Here is a 15,685-nt window from a genome sequence, read left to right as displayed (position 1 = left end):
GGTTTCCTCTTAACCCAGATCGCCGAAACGAACCTGTAAGGCTGTAATCGCGGTGAGTGCTGTGGTTTCTGTACGCAGAACACGGGGTCCCAGCAGGATATCAGTAAATCCGTAGCCGGAGGTCATTGCAATTTCTTCAGCGGATAAACCGCCTTCCGGACCGATCAGCAGGCGGACATGGCTTACCGGCAGCGGCAGGGTGTTAATGCTGTGGCTGGCGCGCGGGTGCAGGTTCAGCTTCAGGCTGTCGTCCTGTTCGGCGCACCAGGCTTCGAGCTGCATCGCCGGACGAATTTCAGGGATACGGTTACGTCCGCACTGTTCGCAGGCGGCAATGGCGATTTTCTGCCATTGCTGCAATTTTTTCTCCAGACGTTCGCCGTCAAGTTTGACGCCACAGCGCTCGGAAAACAGCGGAGTAATCGTATTCACGCCCAGCTCAATAGATTTCTGAATGGTGAATTCCATCTTCTCACCACGCGAGATCACCTGACCAAGATGCAGATTCAGCGGGGATTCATTATCCGCCAGCACGCCCTGATTCAGGCTGACACGCACACTTTTCTTATCAACCTGCGTGATGCTGGCTTCGAAGACCTGGTTGCTGCCGTCAAATAACTGAATCGCCTGACCCGGCTGCATACGCAGAACGCGTCCGACGTGATTGGCGGCATCTTCGCTCAACGCAATCTCGCTGTGAGCGGTCAGGTTTTCCGGATGATAAATGCGGGGTATGCGCATGTGTGGCTGCTGTCCTTAAAGTGGTGAAGTGGGCTATTTTGGCAACTGTTGCCAGCCCTGTCGCTGACTATTGTGCTCTATAGTAGGTTAGCTTTTTCTTTGCACGCAAGCCTGCTGAACGTAAGGGTTGTGATTCCCCTGTACCCTGGCAATGCGGTTATCGCGTTCACATTCCCATGAAGTGACCGGATACTGGCGATCCCAGGCGGTAAACAGCTGTGTCTGCTGGCGGGATAAATTCAGTTTGTACTGGTCACGCATGTAGAAGTAAGTGCGCGCAATGGCCCCACGGGCGCGGGCTGGCGGCTCGGCGGCTTTCGCTTTGAAGTCGATTTTCATTTCACAGCGGCCATACTGACCTTCGCCACCGTTCCACTGGCTGTACATGAAATTATTGCGGTCGCCGTTCACTTCACCGATGGCCGGTTCAAGGTTGTGCAGGTCAGTTTCAACCTTGCGATAGTCGGCGCTTTTCGCGCAATTTTTGCGCCCGCCATCCTGCCAGCATTGCATCTGGTGGCCGAACTGCCACGCGGGAACCACATGTTCCCATTCGATCCGGCTGGCGCGCTGTTCACTTTTACGTACCGCGTAACCGCAGGATTGCAGATCCGGCGTGCCTTTTTTCCCCTGCCAGCTGATATTGCAGCCGCAGTAAAATGTTGGCGCGCCCTGATTGATTTTAACGGCAGCGGCTTTGGCCTGACTGAAGTTATTGATGGCGTTGCCGGACTGGCTGAAGGCGCTCAGCGGTGTCAGCGCACTGATAAACAGAAAAGATAAGAACGTTTTATGAAACATGTTTCTGAAAGACCCAGGACTAAAAGGCCGGAAGGGTAACGGATGCGGCGCGATGTGACAATGGGACTTTGCTGCTAATGAGTGATTGAAAAATCAGCAATTAGTGATGCCGTTAGCGTTAAAACGTAACAGTTCGCCGCAATGGCGGCAGCGGTATTCCGACTCCTTGCGCATCACCTTATTGTGGCGACGTACGGTCAACTGGTGGTCGCGGCAGGCGCATAAATACGGATAGGTTTTACTTTGCACGGATGCCACTTCGAACTTGTGGGTTCTGCTCGCTGAGACACCCAGCACGTGCTCCATCATCCAGCGCCACTCTTTGCCGTGCGGTGCAGGAGCGCGACCAAAACGGCGGTATACCAGCAAATGGGCCAGCTCGTGTGGCACCACTTCATCGATAAACGGTTGCTGATTTTCCAGCAGTAATACCGGATTAAGGCGGATTTGCCAGTGTTGCAGATACGCGCTTCCCGCGCTGGTGCCGCGTTGCTGATAGCTGATTTCCGGCTCCGTGTAATCGGTGCCAAAAAACTGATTTGCCATCTGGAGTTTTTCCCGCAGGCAGCGCATAACGGCTTGTTGCAGGGCGATGGGGAGACGTGAGGTTTTCATCTGGCGAAGGATAAATCTGGCGGGGGAGAGATGCAATATGGAATTCCTCCCCTTTGCAGGGGAGGAATGGCAGGCTTATTTATTGCTAACTTACTTACCGATGTCGCGCAGGGCTTCACCTTTCATCAGGTTGCGTTCGATGTGTTCCAGAGAGACGTTTTTGGTCTCAGGGATCAGCGCAATAGTGATGAAGATGAAGACCACGTTCAGCGCGGCGTATACCCAGAAGGTATTGGCATTGCCGAGGCTGTCGAGCATGGTCAGGAAGGTTGCGCCGACAATCATGTTGGCGATCCAGTTGGTCGCAGTAGACACGGTGATACCAAAATCGCGGCCTTTCAGCGGCTGAATTTCAGAACACAGTACCCAAATCAGCGGACCGGCACTCATCGCAAAACCAACGATGAACATCAGCAGCATGGCGATGGAGAAGTATTTCGCCGCATCGGATTCGACACCGATATGCAGCATAGTACCCAGCACACCCATACCGACGGCCATCACCAGGAAGCCCAGTTTCAGCGTAGGTTTACGGCCCCAGCGGTCAACCAGACCGATGGCGATGAACGTCGCCAGAACGTTAACCAGCCCGACGATCACCGTGCCCCACATCTGTTGAGAGGTGCTGGCGAAACCGGCGATGCCGAAGATTTTTGGTGCGTAGTACATGATGACGTTCATACCGGTGAACTGCTGCATGACCTGCAACAGAGCGCCGAGGTAAACCGCACGCCGGAAGTTTTTGTTATTAACGAACAAACCCCAGCCGCTTTGTTTTACTTTCAGGCTTTCACGGATTTCATCCAGTTCATGTTTTGCCTGCTCACTGGAATCACGCAGTTTTTCCAGTACGCGGCGTGCTTTACCGTCATCACCACGGGCGGCCAGCCAGCGCGGGCTGTCCGGCAGGAAGAAGACGCCAACCAGCAACAGCAATGCCGGAATGGTGATGATGCCCAGCATCCAGCGCCATGCGCCGGTGTAGCTGAACGCGGTATCCGACAGGTATGCGGCCAGAATACCGATGGTGATCATCAACTGGTACATGGAAATCATGCTGCCGCGGATTTTTTCCGGTGCGATTTCTGACAGGTAAATCGGTGCGGTGTAAGAGGCAATACCGACAGCCAGACCCAGCAGAACGCGGGCAACAATCAGTACTTCTGTGTTGGGCGCAAAGGCGGAACACAGGGAGCCGACAACGAACAGAACTGCGCCGATCATCAGGCTGAATTTACGTCCCAGACGGAAGTTCAGCCAGCCACTGCCGACAGCACCGACGGCGGCACCAAACATCATGGAGCTGACAACCCATTCCTGTTGGTGGTTAGTAATCTGGAAGTCATGGCTGATAAAGGGCAGGGCGCCCGCGATGACGCCGATATCTAAGCCGAACAGCAGTCCGGCAAGTGCAGCAAGAAAACAGACAAAGAAAGTGACGCTTTTGTTCGAGCGTTTTCCTTTGGTCGAAGTTGAGTTGTTCATCCGGTCTCCAAAATAATGCAATCGTTTTGAGTTTGTAATAATGCTTAGGCTGTTATGTTATTAACCCTGCACACAGCTTAACGTGAACCCGGTCACAGTGTTGTAATCGTTTACACTAATAGGTGTGGCTGGGTATCTTGTTTCTGAAGGGTTTCAAACGGATAGCGTAACAGGAAGGAGATGTGCCGGAGAGTAATAGCTCATAAATTGATTTATATCAATCAATACAGTGTTTCAAACTTTTACATATACAAATAAATTATTAATTTATAACAAGTTATTTTCTGTAACCGTTTTCATTTTAGCCATCATCTGGCCGTAAAACTTCCCGCTTCCTGCTTTTGAGTGTAATCGTTGAAATACTCAATTCGGACTTTTTCAGACGATGCTGAAGCCGAAAATGGTAACGATGGGGTGTATGGCTTGCCCGGATAGACGTTTTTCTTCAGCTCTTTCCACTGGCACCGTGCTTCCTTTTTATCGCTGTCGCACAGGCCAATACGCTGTACCAGCAGATGGATATTGCCGGTATTGGTAATTTGCTGAGTGGATGGATCCCAACCCAGTCTGGTGACCGGTTTTGCTGGCGGCACCATGACGACTACACCCCAGACAATGGTCAGGTTCAGTTCGCTGGTGAAATTTTTGTTGCTGGCAGGGTTTTTGAATTCTTCCGGAGTCATTGACTGAAAATGCACGCGGTAGATTTTTTCTTCGTTGCTTTCACCGAGGCCGACGATCCTCACCGGCTGGCTGTTACCGGCGGGCAAACCAAATTTTAGCGGCGAGACCACCAGACTGTTTTGTGCGCCCTGTGGTGCAGGCGTTTCACTTTCCTGTGGTGTGCCGGGGTTATGAACCTCGGTGATTTTTCCCTGAATATACTGGGTAGTTTCGCTTTTAGAACTGATGACCAGTGCAGCAGCATGTTGTTCGTTAAGCGTTACTTTCATCGGTGAAACGGTGATATTGGCTAAGCACAGGGCAGGCATCGCCAGCATCAGTAACGGGAGCACTTGCATGGCTGAGACGGAAAAATTTCTTCGTGGCATATATGTCGCCTTCGGGTGAAGTTAGTAAAGAGACGGGGTGAAATTAAGCTGAAGTGTGCCACGGTAATATCCGGCATTTTTACTGCTCACTTCTATATAATCGGTACTGAGCTCAAGCGGCGCAGGCACACAAATGACCGGTTCCGGGATGCCCGGTAAATGTACCTGTCGGATATGTGCCTGTTGTATCTTTGTGAAATTTATCTGACGGGCACGGCTCACGGTTTGCATGGTATTCGTATCAGGGTTGAGAATATTAATCGTGTAATCAATGCGATCTCTTTTTTCATTCACATTCCCCCCCTGGCGGACGATGGAAAAATTGAGTCCTGAACGGTCACTCTGTCCGGTGAAGTCATCGTTAAGGGTGAGCATAAAGGTACTACTGTTGGCGTTGTAACCATCATATAAGCAGACATCAATATTTGCTCTGCCAGTAAAAGACATTTTTTGGGTGCCTGCGCCGGGCAACGGACGCATATTGAGATTCACCAGTGGTGCGGCTTCGCCAAATTCGGGTAAATAGATTTGCTGGTTGTTATTGTCGGTGACGTTGAGGGTGATATGGGCGTTCCAATCTGCGAGTTTAATACGCGGATCCCACTGCATTAAGCTCATTTTTAACTCAGCTTTCCAGATGCCTCCGACAGGGAGTTTCTTCAGTTCATTGGCAGAAATATTGACGTTGAGTAATGAATTATCGGTTTTATTTCCATCTGAACAGGTGACTTCCATGCCGGCATTGACCAGATAGGGACCCCAGAGATTGCCCGCAGGCCAGCAAGATGTCCCGATATCGGACGTCAAATAGTGAAAAGCGGTGAGATTAATAATGGCCGTTGTATGAGACCGCTGCTCGGTTAACAGAATGGGAATGGAAGTTTTGCCACTGACCACCCCGGTGACATTGGTACTGCATTGACCATTAACGGGGTTGGAGCTGGATAAACAAATCCAGGTGTTTCGGCCCCATAACGAATCTTTATCCGTATCATATCCCCCGCTTTGCTGCACCCAGATATCGATTTCTGAGGGGGGGGAGGAACGATCAAACGTAGCAGTAACGGGCGTATCCCGACCCGCAGGTTCAACTCTTTCGGCCTTCGCTGACGTTATTGTCAGGGCGCTAAACAGGATTAACAGAATGACGAGAAAGTACGTTTCTTTTCTATCCATTTTAAGAATCGCCTAAAGCTGCGGTGTAAAATTCACAATCAGATGTCCGGTATAATTCCCGGCTTGTTTACTGTTGATATCCATTGTCTTGGTGCTGAGTTCCAGTGGCGCAGGAACACACAATACTGCCTGTGGGATCCCGGGCAGATGTACAGGCCGGATATGAGCGGTCTGAATATCAGAAATCACCAGATCATCACCGCGTATTACGCTGACGTATTTGCCGTCGGGTGCCTGCATTCGCACATAATAATCAATGCGTCCTGAATCCAAATTAGTGTCGCCGTGATCAGAATAAATAGAGAAGTATCCGTTATTGCGCTGGGTTGTCCCCTGCTGCTGATCGTCAAATTTTATGGTGAAACTGCTGCTGTTCGAGCCATACCCATCGTACAAACACATATCTATAGTAGCCGAGCCGTTCATTTGCATTTGATTACCTTTAGTGCCGGGCAATGGACGCAGGTTAAGGTCAACACGCGGTGCGGCTTCGCCAAATTCGGGTAAATAGATTTGCTGGTTGTTGGTATCGGTGAGATTGACTGTGATGTTGGAATCCCAGTGATAAACCTCTGTTCCGCTGCTGTTATGCAGAAGGATTTTTAGCTGAGCAGTCCAGATGCCGCCAACCGGTAACTTATTGAGTTCGGTGGCAGGGATTTTCAGGGTTAAGTTAACACCATCTGTTGAATCACCGCTGCAGGAGTTTTGTGCGCTTTGATTCATGGGCTTAGGATCGCCATACATCGCGCAATTTCCGTTATACCAGTAGGCTTCGCGTATTCCCTGCAATTCGAGAGTCTGCGTTGCGCCACTGCGCTTTTCCGTAAATTTAAGATAAACCGGCAGATAGGCGGCATATCCGCCTTTACCCGTTGGGCATTTACCATTTTCATCGCTGGTGCTTGACGTGCAGGCCCAATAGTTAAGGCCCCAGCGACTGGAATTAGTCGAGTCGTATCCGCCGCTTTCTCTCGACCATATATTTACCGTTGATGCGGTACCCTTCGCGATGTTCAGTTCTGTATTGATGCTGTGATCCAACGGAGCAACCGTGTCAGCCTGCGCATCGGACAACGTGACTAACAGGGTGCTCAGTAAAATAAATAAAGCAGTCAGAAGTTGTTTATGTTTCATTTTCTTTCTCGAATTGCAGCGGGCAAATCCGCGGGCTGAACCGGTTTACACAATGTTTTACCGACATAACGCACGACATCGCGGCTTGATTGCACGGTGACTGCGCACTGGTAATTTTGCTCACCGTTTTTGACATATAGCGTTTTTGCTAATGACGTCATTTCTGCGGTAAAGCCGCCATCTTCCGAACTGCTGAAAGCATTGGCATTGAGCATGTTGCCGCCATTGAGGGGGGCACCCGTGGCGGTAACCAGTTGTCCGACATAGGTATAATGCGATTCCATCGTCACTTCGCGTACTTTCATTTTCCCCGGCAGGAGGAACAATTTTTGGCTGCCTGCGCCCTGTGTAATGCTGGCCTGGCTACCTGAACTGACATCACGGCTTTCATCAACGGACACCTTACCTTCTTCAAAACCGGTCACCGGGAATAACGCTTTGCTGTTCTGCTTCATGTGGGCCGCGCCGCCGCCCTGAACTGAAACGTCGATCAGTGCGTCATCTGCGGCATCTGCCTCTTCTTCATTACTGCCTTTCACCTTCACGGCTACCGCAGCACCCGGTGAGCCTGTACCGCCTGGCCCCCAGAAGAAGCCGGATTTAGATACCGCAACGGAAGAACTGTAGCTGCCGGTCACTGCGCCCTGATGGTTTTTTTGCTCATTGTCATAGCTGTCGGAAACGGTCAGTTCGCCTTCGCCATACTGGCCATTGAGACGGCCATGAACCGAGGCGTTAGCGTTGTCGGTATCTGTGCCGCCCACATCAATACCCAGTTCGCGGTCGTTATTGCTGCCCCAGTCCCAGTTCTGACTGGCGTTATACGTCATCTGCGCATCGCCGTTCTGGCTGCCCTGATAATCGGTGCTGAATGAAGTGTTACTGCTGCGAAGCTGCGCATCTTTTGGCGTATTACGTGACAGGGAGAAGCCGACGTAGACACCTTTGTCACTATCGCTGTCACTGCTGCTCTGACGACGGTAGCCACCAAAACGCGTGGTGATCGTCATCTGTTTCCAGTTGAAGCTTTTATTCAGGCTCAGTTGCAAGGTTTTGGATGTGCTCTGTGATTCGGTATTGTTGATCATGTTGTCTTCAAAAGGTTTTGAAGGATCGTACGTCGCAGAGTCCGGTGAGAGACTGGTATTTTTATTGTAAGTGTAGCCCAGAGAGGCAGACCAGCCCTTAACCGGCACGGAAAGTGTGGCGTTAACGGATTCGTAGCAGCCAATATCCGCATAATCATTTTCCCCGACATCGGCACTGGTGCAGCTTTTACCGTATGCGGCATTGCGATAGACGCTCATGGAAAAACCGTCGTTGTAGCTGATTTGCTCAACGTTACCTTTGGAACCGTCGGTGCCGCTAAACACGCTGGTCTGCATATCCAGCACGCCGTCGATCACTTTGCCGTTAAAACCGTGTGTCCATTGCAGGCCCGCTTCGCCATAATTTTCATTATCGGTATTGGCAATACCTGCCGTCGCTGTCAGCTCGGCAAACACCGGCAGACGCGCACCGGCTTGCATCACCGGTTTGCGTGATGTGCTGTCATTTTCTTCGTCATCTGTTGAGCTGACAACTTTGTTATCTGCCGTTTCACCGGCCTGTACAAACCATTGCATATGCCCGTCGCTGATCCCGCCCGTTTTGGTAAACGGCTGGGTTTCGGTGCGCACGAGCTGGTTATTCTCATAAATTCGCAGGGTGACGGCATAACTGCCGCTCGGGAAGTTGCCGGTATCCAGCGTATTTGAACCGTTATTGAGATAAAACGTGCCGAGCAACTGATTGCCGCGATAAGCATCGACGCGGGATTTGTTGGAAAGCAGTACCACCAGCGGTGAACCTTTGCTGGCTTCATCAAGATTCAGGTAGCTCAGGGAACTCCCGGCACGGACGCCATCGATCGCATTCAGCGGTAACAGCGAGAAACTGATATTACCGCCCAGGTTGCTGGAAAGGTCGCGTGAGTCCATGCGTCCGGCCTGCACGTAGTGACGCTTACCTAAGCTCTGGCGGAAATAGAGATCATCGACAGATACTGTCTGGCTGTCACTGTCGTCACTTTTGTAAGAATCAAGCGACCAGTCGAAACCCACATAGCCGCTGGTCAGCACGCCCAGTGCGCCGGAGCCTTGTAGTGACAGACTCTGGTATTGATCCTGCGCTGCCACGTTCAGGGTTTGCTGATGAATTAAGGCATTTTCAGTCTGCGCGGTCGGGGTGTAATAAAGGGCTTTTTTATCAGCATCAGGCACGAGTGCTTTGCTGACAAAGACGTCGGCGGCGCTGTTGTTTTCATCGTAAATCAACGCCAGCGAGTCGGTTTCCAGATAACCACAGCCCCGGGCATCGGCATTGCTGCCACAGGCCAGGTTGCCATGGCGGGGAAGCGGTGCAGACAAGGTCGCCAGCATTTTCTGGTAATCCGGCGTGCCTGTTTTCAGCGGCAGATTCAGTGCGGTAAGTACCGCCTGCGGGTCTTTAAACTGTATGGTTTCCAGTGTGACGCTGGCTTCAAATAAGCCGGCAGACTGGCCGAGCAGATTGACGTTCAGCCAGACGTTCTGACCTGAGACCAGCTCTTCGAAACCCGGAGGAACGTCAGAGACAGCTAAAGCAAGATTGCTGAATAAAGCAAAATGAATCGCCAGAAAGCAGAGCGACACTTTCAAGTTAGGTTTCATTGTTTTTCCTTTATTCAAAAATCTGGGAGGTGAAAAGAATCGGCCTGATTAACAGGCCGATGAGGAGTGATTCAGGTGGAATGAACGCTTATGGCGTTTCAGTTGCCTGAGTCAGTACCACGCTGACAACGCCGCTGTAGTTACCGGAAGCAACAGGTGCCTGAGTGGTCTGGCTGACTTTCAGAGGCTGAATGATGGAACCGTTAGTGGTATCGCCGTTCGGGAACAGGGTAGTTGCAGCCATGGTCTGCTGAGCCTGAGTCAGGGTCAGTTCGCCGTATTTAACAGTCAGTGGGATATTTGGGTTGGTACCCACGGTATCCATTAATTGCGGGGTACCTGCCAGGTTGATGTTCACATCTTTTTCAGCATCGTTAGAATAGATCTTGGTCATCTGTGTAACAGGTTCCAGACCTACGCCAGGCATATAAGTCATTTCCATCGTAGAAGGTAATACTTCGCCAGTGTCAGTGGTCATATCCAGAGTGGCGTCAACGTTTGCAGTCACAGTAATATCTTTCTGTACAGCAGAAGCGTTAATAGCGAAGCCCATGATTGCAGTGACCAGCAGTGGTTTGATAATTGATTTCATTTTTAATTCCTAATTTAGAAGATGCATATTGATATGCGGGGTTTATAACAAGAGTTATTCTTTATGCAAAATAATGAGATCTATTTTGCGCTGAATTCTTTTACGCCAACGGTTTTATCTGTCCAGTTGAAGTATTTCACTTTCACCACGTGGTAATTATTTCCTTTAAATAATGCCGGAGATAACGTTGCGTGCTGATTAGGGTAAATGCTATTTTTTATCGGTTTACTCCATTTACATCCGTCATCAGTGAGTTGCTGAGGACATAAACCGATACTGTTAATTTTAAGATGAATATTGCCGGTGTTGCTTACCTCACGACTCTCCAGGTTCAGCGTGAAGTCCAGCCGCGGTGCGGCAGGCGGGACGGTAACCAGTACGCCCCAGATCATGCTGATGCCGAGTTTGGTCTGATTCTTCTGGTCACTTTTCCCGCCGTTATTATTCAGCCCCGGAACACCTTCAAAGTAAACGCGGTACGCTTCTTCTGTTTGCGGTTGCTGAATATTAATCAGACGTATAATTCGGGTGGTGCCGGGTGCCAGTCCGAATTTCTCCGGTGTCACAACAATACCGTTGCCAGATGACTGAGTTATTGTTGTTTCATTTTCCTGCGGCGTTGCCGGGTTATTTATTTTCTTTACTGTCGTTTTTACATATTCCGTGGTAGCGGAGTTTGTTGTTACGCTAATTTGTGCGCCACCGCTTTTCTGCATAGGAACCGAAATAGGGTAGACGCTTATTCCTGCAAATGATGATGCTGATAAAAGTAATGGGGAGGCCGCTAAAATCATTATTAATGATTTTAATTTATTTGATGGCATTGTCATTTTCTCAATGTTTAATAAGTCGCTATCCTGAAGAAGATTTCGTTAATTCCCTTTGAGTAAATATTAGTCTGAACGCTTTCGATGGGGTGAATAATAGATTCAATGAATGTTCAGGTCAATGGCACGCAAATTAGCTATTTGTGTTATTTGTTTAAGTATAAATGTTCGACAACACAAATATAACATTTGAAAAAACGCTCACCATACTGATTATGAAGGGCTTTTAATCAGTATTTTATGTTAGTTATCGTCAATGTTAAAAAAAAGACAGGGGGTAATTTAAATATTACGCATATCTACATAATGTATTAAGTAAAATAAATAAGAATGCATCTAAGAAAATAACCTTAAAAATCATTCAGATAAAACAACTGTGTTTATCTGTTGTTGTAAGCTGTTTAGGTATTAGAATGATGAAAAAGAAAGGAAAAAGAAAATAAAGGGAAACCAGAGAAATAAAAAACCCCGCTTGCGGCGGGGTTTGAGAGGTTTTATGTCGCGTGGGTTTCTTATAAACCCGCGGCTTCGCGCAACTGAGCGGCTCTGTCGGTTTTTTCCCAAGGGAAATGTTCGCGACCAAAGTGACCGTAGGCTGCGGTTTCTTTATAGATAGGGTGCAACAGATCCATCATCTGGATCAAACCGTACGGACGCAGGTCGAAGAACTCGCGCACCAGCAGGGTCAGCTGTTCGTTGGAGACTTTACCGGTACCGAAGGTTTCCACCATGATGGAAGTCGGTTCTGCCACGCCGATAGCGTAAGACACCTGGATTTCGCAACGATCTGCCAGACCGGCAGCCACGATGTTTTTCGCCACATAACGTGCCGCGTAGGCCGCTGAGCGGTCAACTTTAGACGGATCTTTACCAGAGAACGCACCGCCACCGTGACGGGCCATGCCGCCGTAGGTATCCACGATGATTTTACGACCGGTCAGACCGCAGTCACCCATCGGGCCACCGATCACGAAACGGCCAGTCGGGTTAATGTGGTATTTGGTACCGGCGTTCAGCCATTCTGCTGGCAGGACAGGTTTGATGATTTCTTCCATCACCGCTTCCTGCAAATCTTTCAGCGAGATGTCTTCAGAGTGCTGAGTAGACAATACCACGGCATCGATACCGACGATTTTGCCTTCGTCATACTGGAAAGTGACCTGGCTTTTCGCATCCGGACGCAGCCATGACAGGGTGCCTGACTTGCGCACTTCAGCCTGACGCTGCACCAGACGGTGAGCATAAGTAATAGGTGCTGGCATCAGTACGCTGGTTTCGTTGGTCGCATAACCAAACATCAGACCCTGGTCGCCCGCGCCTTGTTCCAGCGGATCACTACGGTCAACGCCCTGATTGATATCCGGAGATTGCTTACCGATAGCGCTCAGTACTGCGCAGGAATTGGCATCGAAACCCATGTCGGAATGGATATAACCAATTTCACGAACAGTCTGACGTGTGATTTCTTCAACGTCGACCCATGCGCTGGTGGTGATTTCACCGCCAACCAGGACCATGCCGGTTTTGACATAAGTTTCACATGCAACACGTGCTTTTGGGTCTTGCTCTAAAATTGCGTCCAGTACCGCGTCGGAAATCTGGTCAGCGATTTTATCTGGATGTCCTTCCGAAACGGATTCGGACGTGAAGAGATGTTTAGCCATTATGTTCTTTACCTTACATACGACGGGTTAGATATCACTGCATAGCACTGGGGAGACTGGCAGATGAGGAGCAGAGCTCGCCATTGTCGCAATGCGTCCTGCATGTCCCCATTAGGCAAAGCCTTGAAGCAGTTTGCGCGTTAAACCACCCAAGCGTGTGGACGGATTAACATCTGGATGGCTATTTTAGGATAGCAGGCGTTCTGAATGCCAGTCATTTTTGTGACGGAGTGGGTGTTATTGTGCGGGTTTGCAGTGATATTCACGGTCTGAAACTATTTGTACTGCATTTTCATTTTGCATTTACAGCGTGTTATCGGTATAAACGGCGCGCGCTATGCACATTTCTGCAGGCCCTGCAGAAGCAGCGTATTCCAGTAATTACTGTTTTCTCAGCTCGAATGCCCGCGGGTGATGCGTGGCACGTGTGGAGGTGGTTAGTTTAATGACCCACTTTTTACCGTTTGTAACATTTCAACAGCATCCCCTGCAGCCTTTATTGCGTTCTGCAGCACTTCTTTCAGACCTTCATTCAGAAAAGCGTCTGTCATCTCTGCGATGTTTCAGACAGCCTGATTACAGACAGGTCAGTCACCGACATCGGTACGCTACTCAGTAAGCTCAGGTCTGCGTGAACATCGCATTCCCGACATATAACTGATGTAGCCTGCAATCTCCCGGGGCATTTGCTCCTGATTTCTCCCGACTCGTTACACGGAGTCTAAAAACGTGTTTTACAATGATATGAGTGGAAAACAGTCCCGTGGCTGTGGCTCGCAGGGTTTTATCCTGTCTGAAAGCCAGCCTTGCGGGTTGTTCTCACCTGTTGTTACTGCGATAGTGGCTGGCCATGTTGTCAGTATAGAAAGAGGATTTACCTATGTCTGATGACATCCAGTCCCACCGTCCGTCACACGCGGGCGATACTGTTTCTTTGCGCTCCATGCAGGAGGTTGCCGTGAACGATCGTGATGCCAGCAAGATGCTGCGCACTTACAACGTTGCCTATTGGGGTAACAACTATTTTGACGTCAACGAACTGGGCCACATCAGTGTCTGCCCGGATCCTGACGAGCCTTCTGCCCGTGTTGATCTGGCACAACTGGTGAAAGACATGCGTGAGCAGGACGGTCAGCGTCTGCCGGCACTGTTCTGTTTCCCACAAATTTTGCAGCACCGTCTGCGTTCGATTAACGCGGCGTTCAAACGTGCGCGTGAATCGTTCGGTTATGAGGGTGACTACTTCCTGGTTTATCCGATTAAGGTTAACCAGCACCGCCGCGTGATCGAATCGCTGGTGGAATCCGGTGAACCGCTGGGTCTGGAAGCTGGCTCGAAAGCTGAACTGATGGCCGTTCTGGCGCACGCCGGGATGACCCGTTCCGTGATCGTGTGTAACGGCTACAAAGACCGCGAATATATTCGTCTGGCGCTGATCGGTGAGAAGCTCGGTCATAAGGTGTATCTGGTTATCGAGAAGATGACGGAGATTAAACTGGTGCTGGAAGAAGCCGAACGTCTGAACGTGATCCCACGTCTGGGTGTGCGTGCACGTCTTTCCTCGCAGGGCTCCGGTAAATGGCAGTCCAGCGGCGGCGAGAAATCCAAATTCGGTCTGGCGGCCTCTCAGGTTCTGCAACTGGTCGAAATGCTGCGTGAAGCAGGGCGTCTGGAAAGCCTGCAACTGCTGCATTTCCATCTGGGTTCACAGCTGGCGAATATCCGTGATATCTCGACCGGTGTACGTGAGTCTGCGCGTTTCTACGTTGAACTGCACAAGCTGGGCGTCAACATTCAGTGCTTCGACGTGGGTGGTGGTTTGGGCGTGGATTACGAAGGCACCCGTTCGCAGTCTGACTGCTCGGTGAACTATGGCCTGAATGAATACGCTAACAACGTCATCTGGGGTATCGGCGATGCCTGTAACGAACATGGCCTGCCACACCCGACGGTGATCACCGAGTCTGGCCGCGCCGTGACCGCGCACCATACCGTGCTGGTCTCCAATGTGATTGGTGTTGAACGTAACGAGTTCAAAGAGCCGGTTGCGCCTGAAGATGATGCACCGCGCGCGCTGGGCAGCATGTGGGATACCTGGAACGAAATGCACGATCCGGAAAACCGCCGCTCATTGCGTGAATGGCTGCACGACAGCCAGATGGATTTGCATGATGTCCATTCGCAATACGCACACGGTATTCTGGATCTGACGCAGCGCGCCTGGGCGGAAGATATCTACCTGAATATCTGCAACAAAATTCAGGATCAGCTGGATCCGAGCAACCGTGCACACCGCCCGATCATTGACGAATTGCAGGAACGTATGGCGGACAAACTGTACGTCAACTTCTCGCTGTTCCAGTCGATGCCGGATGCGTGGGGTATTGATCAGTTGTTCCCGGTGCTGCCGCTGGAAGGTCTGGATAAGCCACCGGTAGGTCGTGCTGTGCTGCTGGACATCACCTGTGATTCCGACGGCACTATTGATCACTACATCGACGGTGACGGCGTAGCCACAACCATGCCGATGCCGCCGTACGACCCTGAGAATCCGCCGGTGCTGGGCTTCTTTATGGTCGGTGCGTATCAGGAAATTCTCGGCAACATGCATAACCTGTTCGGCGATACCGCAGCGGTAGATGTCTTTGTCTTCCCTGACGGCAGCATTGAAGTGCAGCAGTCCGACGAAGGCGATACCGTGGCGGATATGCTGGAATACGTGCAGCTGGATCCGAATGTGTTGCTGGCCCGTTTCCGCGATCAGGTAAAAGAAACTGATCTGGATGCGGAATTGCAGGCGCAGTTTGTTGAAGAGTTTGAATCCGGATTATACGGTTATACGTATCTGGAAGAAGATGAATAATTCGTTGAAATAATACGTCGTATTACCGTCCCAATAAAATGG

General features: G+C 50.3%; 12 protein-coding genes. 1 reads left to right on the top strand and 11 read right to left on the bottom strand.

Translation table 11 applies throughout. The features are described 5' to 3' along the window. Window positions 1–9: 9 nt before the first annotated feature. From rsmE to metK, 11 genes are all read right to left on the bottom strand, one after another. Window positions 10–741 (bottom strand): 16S rRNA (uracil(1498)-N(3))-methyltransferase, encoded by a 732-nt coding sequence (gene rsmE / locus AACU55_RS03690; RefSeq protein WP_037033269.1) that lies wholly within the window; start codon window positions 739–741, stop codon window positions 10–12. Between the two features lie 87 nt (window positions 742–828). Then, the gene (gene endA, locus AACU55_RS03685; RefSeq protein ID WP_037033268.1) at window positions 829–1,542 is read right to left on the bottom strand and encodes a deoxyribonuclease I; all 714 of its coding nucleotides are present in this window, start codon (window positions 1,540–1,542) and stop codon (window positions 829–831) included. 93 nt (window positions 1,543–1,635) lie between these two features. Next, window positions 1,636–2,157 carry a SprT family zinc-dependent metalloprotease gene (locus AACU55_RS03680; RefSeq protein WP_037033267.1) on the bottom strand — a complete coding sequence of 174 codons (522 nt, stop codon included), beginning with the start codon at window positions 2,155–2,157 and terminating at the stop codon, window positions 1,636–1,638. Between the two features lie 90 nt (window positions 2,158–2,247). Continuing rightward, window positions 2,248–3,642 (bottom strand): sugar porter family MFS transporter, encoded by a 1,395-nt coding sequence (locus AACU55_RS03675; RefSeq protein WP_134706673.1) that lies wholly within the window; start codon window positions 3,640–3,642, stop codon window positions 2,248–2,250. A gap of 308 nt (window positions 3,643–3,950) precedes the next feature. Beyond that, window positions 3,951–4,694, bottom strand: coding sequence for a fimbria/pilus periplasmic chaperone (locus AACU55_RS03670; protein ID WP_037033266.1), 744 nt, complete (start codon window positions 4,692–4,694; stop codon window positions 3,951–3,953). 21 nt (window positions 4,695–4,715) lie between these two features. After that, window positions 4,716–5,870 carry a CfaE/CblD family pilus tip adhesin gene (locus AACU55_RS03665; protein ID WP_134706672.1) on the bottom strand — a complete coding sequence of 385 codons (1,155 nt, stop codon included), beginning with the start codon at window positions 5,868–5,870 and terminating at the stop codon, window positions 4,716–4,718. 12 nt (window positions 5,871–5,882) lie between these two features. Further along, complete coding sequence (locus AACU55_RS03660; RefSeq protein ID WP_134706671.1) at window positions 5,883–7,007, bottom strand: CfaE/CblD family pilus tip adhesin; 1,125 nt, start codon at window positions 7,005–7,007, stop codon at window positions 5,883–5,885. Next, window positions 7,004–9,697, bottom strand: coding sequence for a TcfC E-set like domain-containing protein (locus AACU55_RS03655; RefSeq protein ID WP_134706670.1), 2,694 nt, complete (start codon window positions 9,695–9,697; stop codon window positions 7,004–7,006). The genes AACU55_RS03660 and AACU55_RS03655 overlap by 4 nt, the downstream gene beginning before the upstream one ends. Window positions 9,698–9,785: 88 nt before the next feature. Then, entirely contained in the window at window positions 9,786–10,289 is a 504-nt protein-coding gene (locus AACU55_RS03650) for a fimbrial protein (protein ID WP_013576817.1), read from the bottom strand. An 80-nt stretch (window positions 10,290–10,369) separates the two neighbouring features. Next, window positions 10,370–11,005, bottom strand: coding sequence for a fimbria/pilus periplasmic chaperone (locus AACU55_RS03645; protein WP_231576096.1), 636 nt, complete (start codon window positions 11,003–11,005; stop codon window positions 10,370–10,372). A gap of 623 nt (window positions 11,006–11,628) precedes the next feature. Continuing rightward, window positions 11,629–12,780 (bottom strand): methionine adenosyltransferase, encoded by a 1,152-nt coding sequence (gene metK, locus AACU55_RS03640; protein ID WP_134706669.1) that lies wholly within the window; start codon window positions 12,778–12,780, stop codon window positions 11,629–11,631. An 880-nt stretch (window positions 12,781–13,660) separates the two neighbouring features. On the opposite strand from metK, the gene speA reads away from it, so the two are divergent. Then, the gene (gene speA / locus AACU55_RS03635) at window positions 13,661–15,643 is read left to right on the top strand and encodes a biosynthetic arginine decarboxylase (protein WP_013576814.1); all 1,983 of its coding nucleotides are present in this window, start codon (window positions 13,661–13,663) and stop codon (window positions 15,641–15,643) included. The last annotated feature ends 42 nt before the right edge of the window (window positions 15,644–15,685 follow it).

This window comes from Rahnella sp. CJA17(1/100), assembly GCF_963881615.1.
GTDB classification, from domain to species: domain Bacteria; phylum Pseudomonadota; class Gammaproteobacteria; order Enterobacterales; family Enterobacteriaceae; genus Rahnella; species Rahnella aceris.
The sequence above is the reverse complement of the archived record's forward strand: the minus strand, read 5'-3'. Positions and strand labels throughout refer to the sequence as shown.

Bases quoted from the DNA above. Each gene is read 5' to 3' on its own strand.
- AACU55_RS03655 (WP_134706670.1), bottom strand. From the start codon at position 9,697: ATGAAACCTAACTTGAAAGTGTCGCTCTGCTTTCTGGCGATTCATTTT.
- rsmE (WP_037033269.1), bottom strand. From the start codon at position 741: ATGCGCATACCCCGCATTTATCATCCGGAAAACCTGACCGCTCACAGC.
- metK (WP_134706669.1), bottom strand. From the start codon at position 12,780: ATGGCTAAACATCTCTTCACGTCCGAATCCGTTTCGGAAGGACATCCA.
- AACU55_RS03645 (WP_231576096.1), bottom strand. From the start codon at position 11,005: ATGCAGAAAAGCGGTGGCGCACAAATTAGCGTAACAACAAACTCCGCT.
- AACU55_RS03675 (WP_134706673.1), bottom strand. From the start codon at position 3,642: ATGAACAACTCAACTTCGACCAAAGGAAAACGCTCGAACAAAAGCGTC.
- AACU55_RS03680 (WP_037033267.1), bottom strand. From the start codon at position 2,157: ATGAAAACCTCACGTCTCCCCATCGCCCTGCAACAAGCCGTTATGCGC.
- endA (WP_037033268.1), bottom strand. From the start codon at position 1,542: ATGTTTCATAAAACGTTCTTATCTTTTCTGTTTATCAGTGCGCTGACA.
- AACU55_RS03665 (WP_134706672.1), bottom strand. From the start codon at position 5,870: ATGGATAGAAAAGAAACGTACTTTCTCGTCATTCTGTTAATCCTGTTT.
- AACU55_RS03670 (WP_037033266.1), bottom strand. From the start codon at position 4,694: ATGCCACGAAGAAATTTTTCCGTCTCAGCCATGCAAGTGCTCCCGTTA.
- AACU55_RS03650 (WP_013576817.1), bottom strand. From the start codon at position 10,289: ATGAAATCAATTATCAAACCACTGCTGGTCACTGCAATCATGGGCTTC.
- AACU55_RS03660 (WP_134706671.1), bottom strand. From the start codon at position 7,007: ATGAAACATAAACAACTTCTGACTGCTTTATTTATTTTACTGAGCACC.
- speA (WP_013576814.1), top strand. From the start codon at position 13,661: ATGTCTGATGACATCCAGTCCCACCGTCCGTCACACGCGGGCGATACT.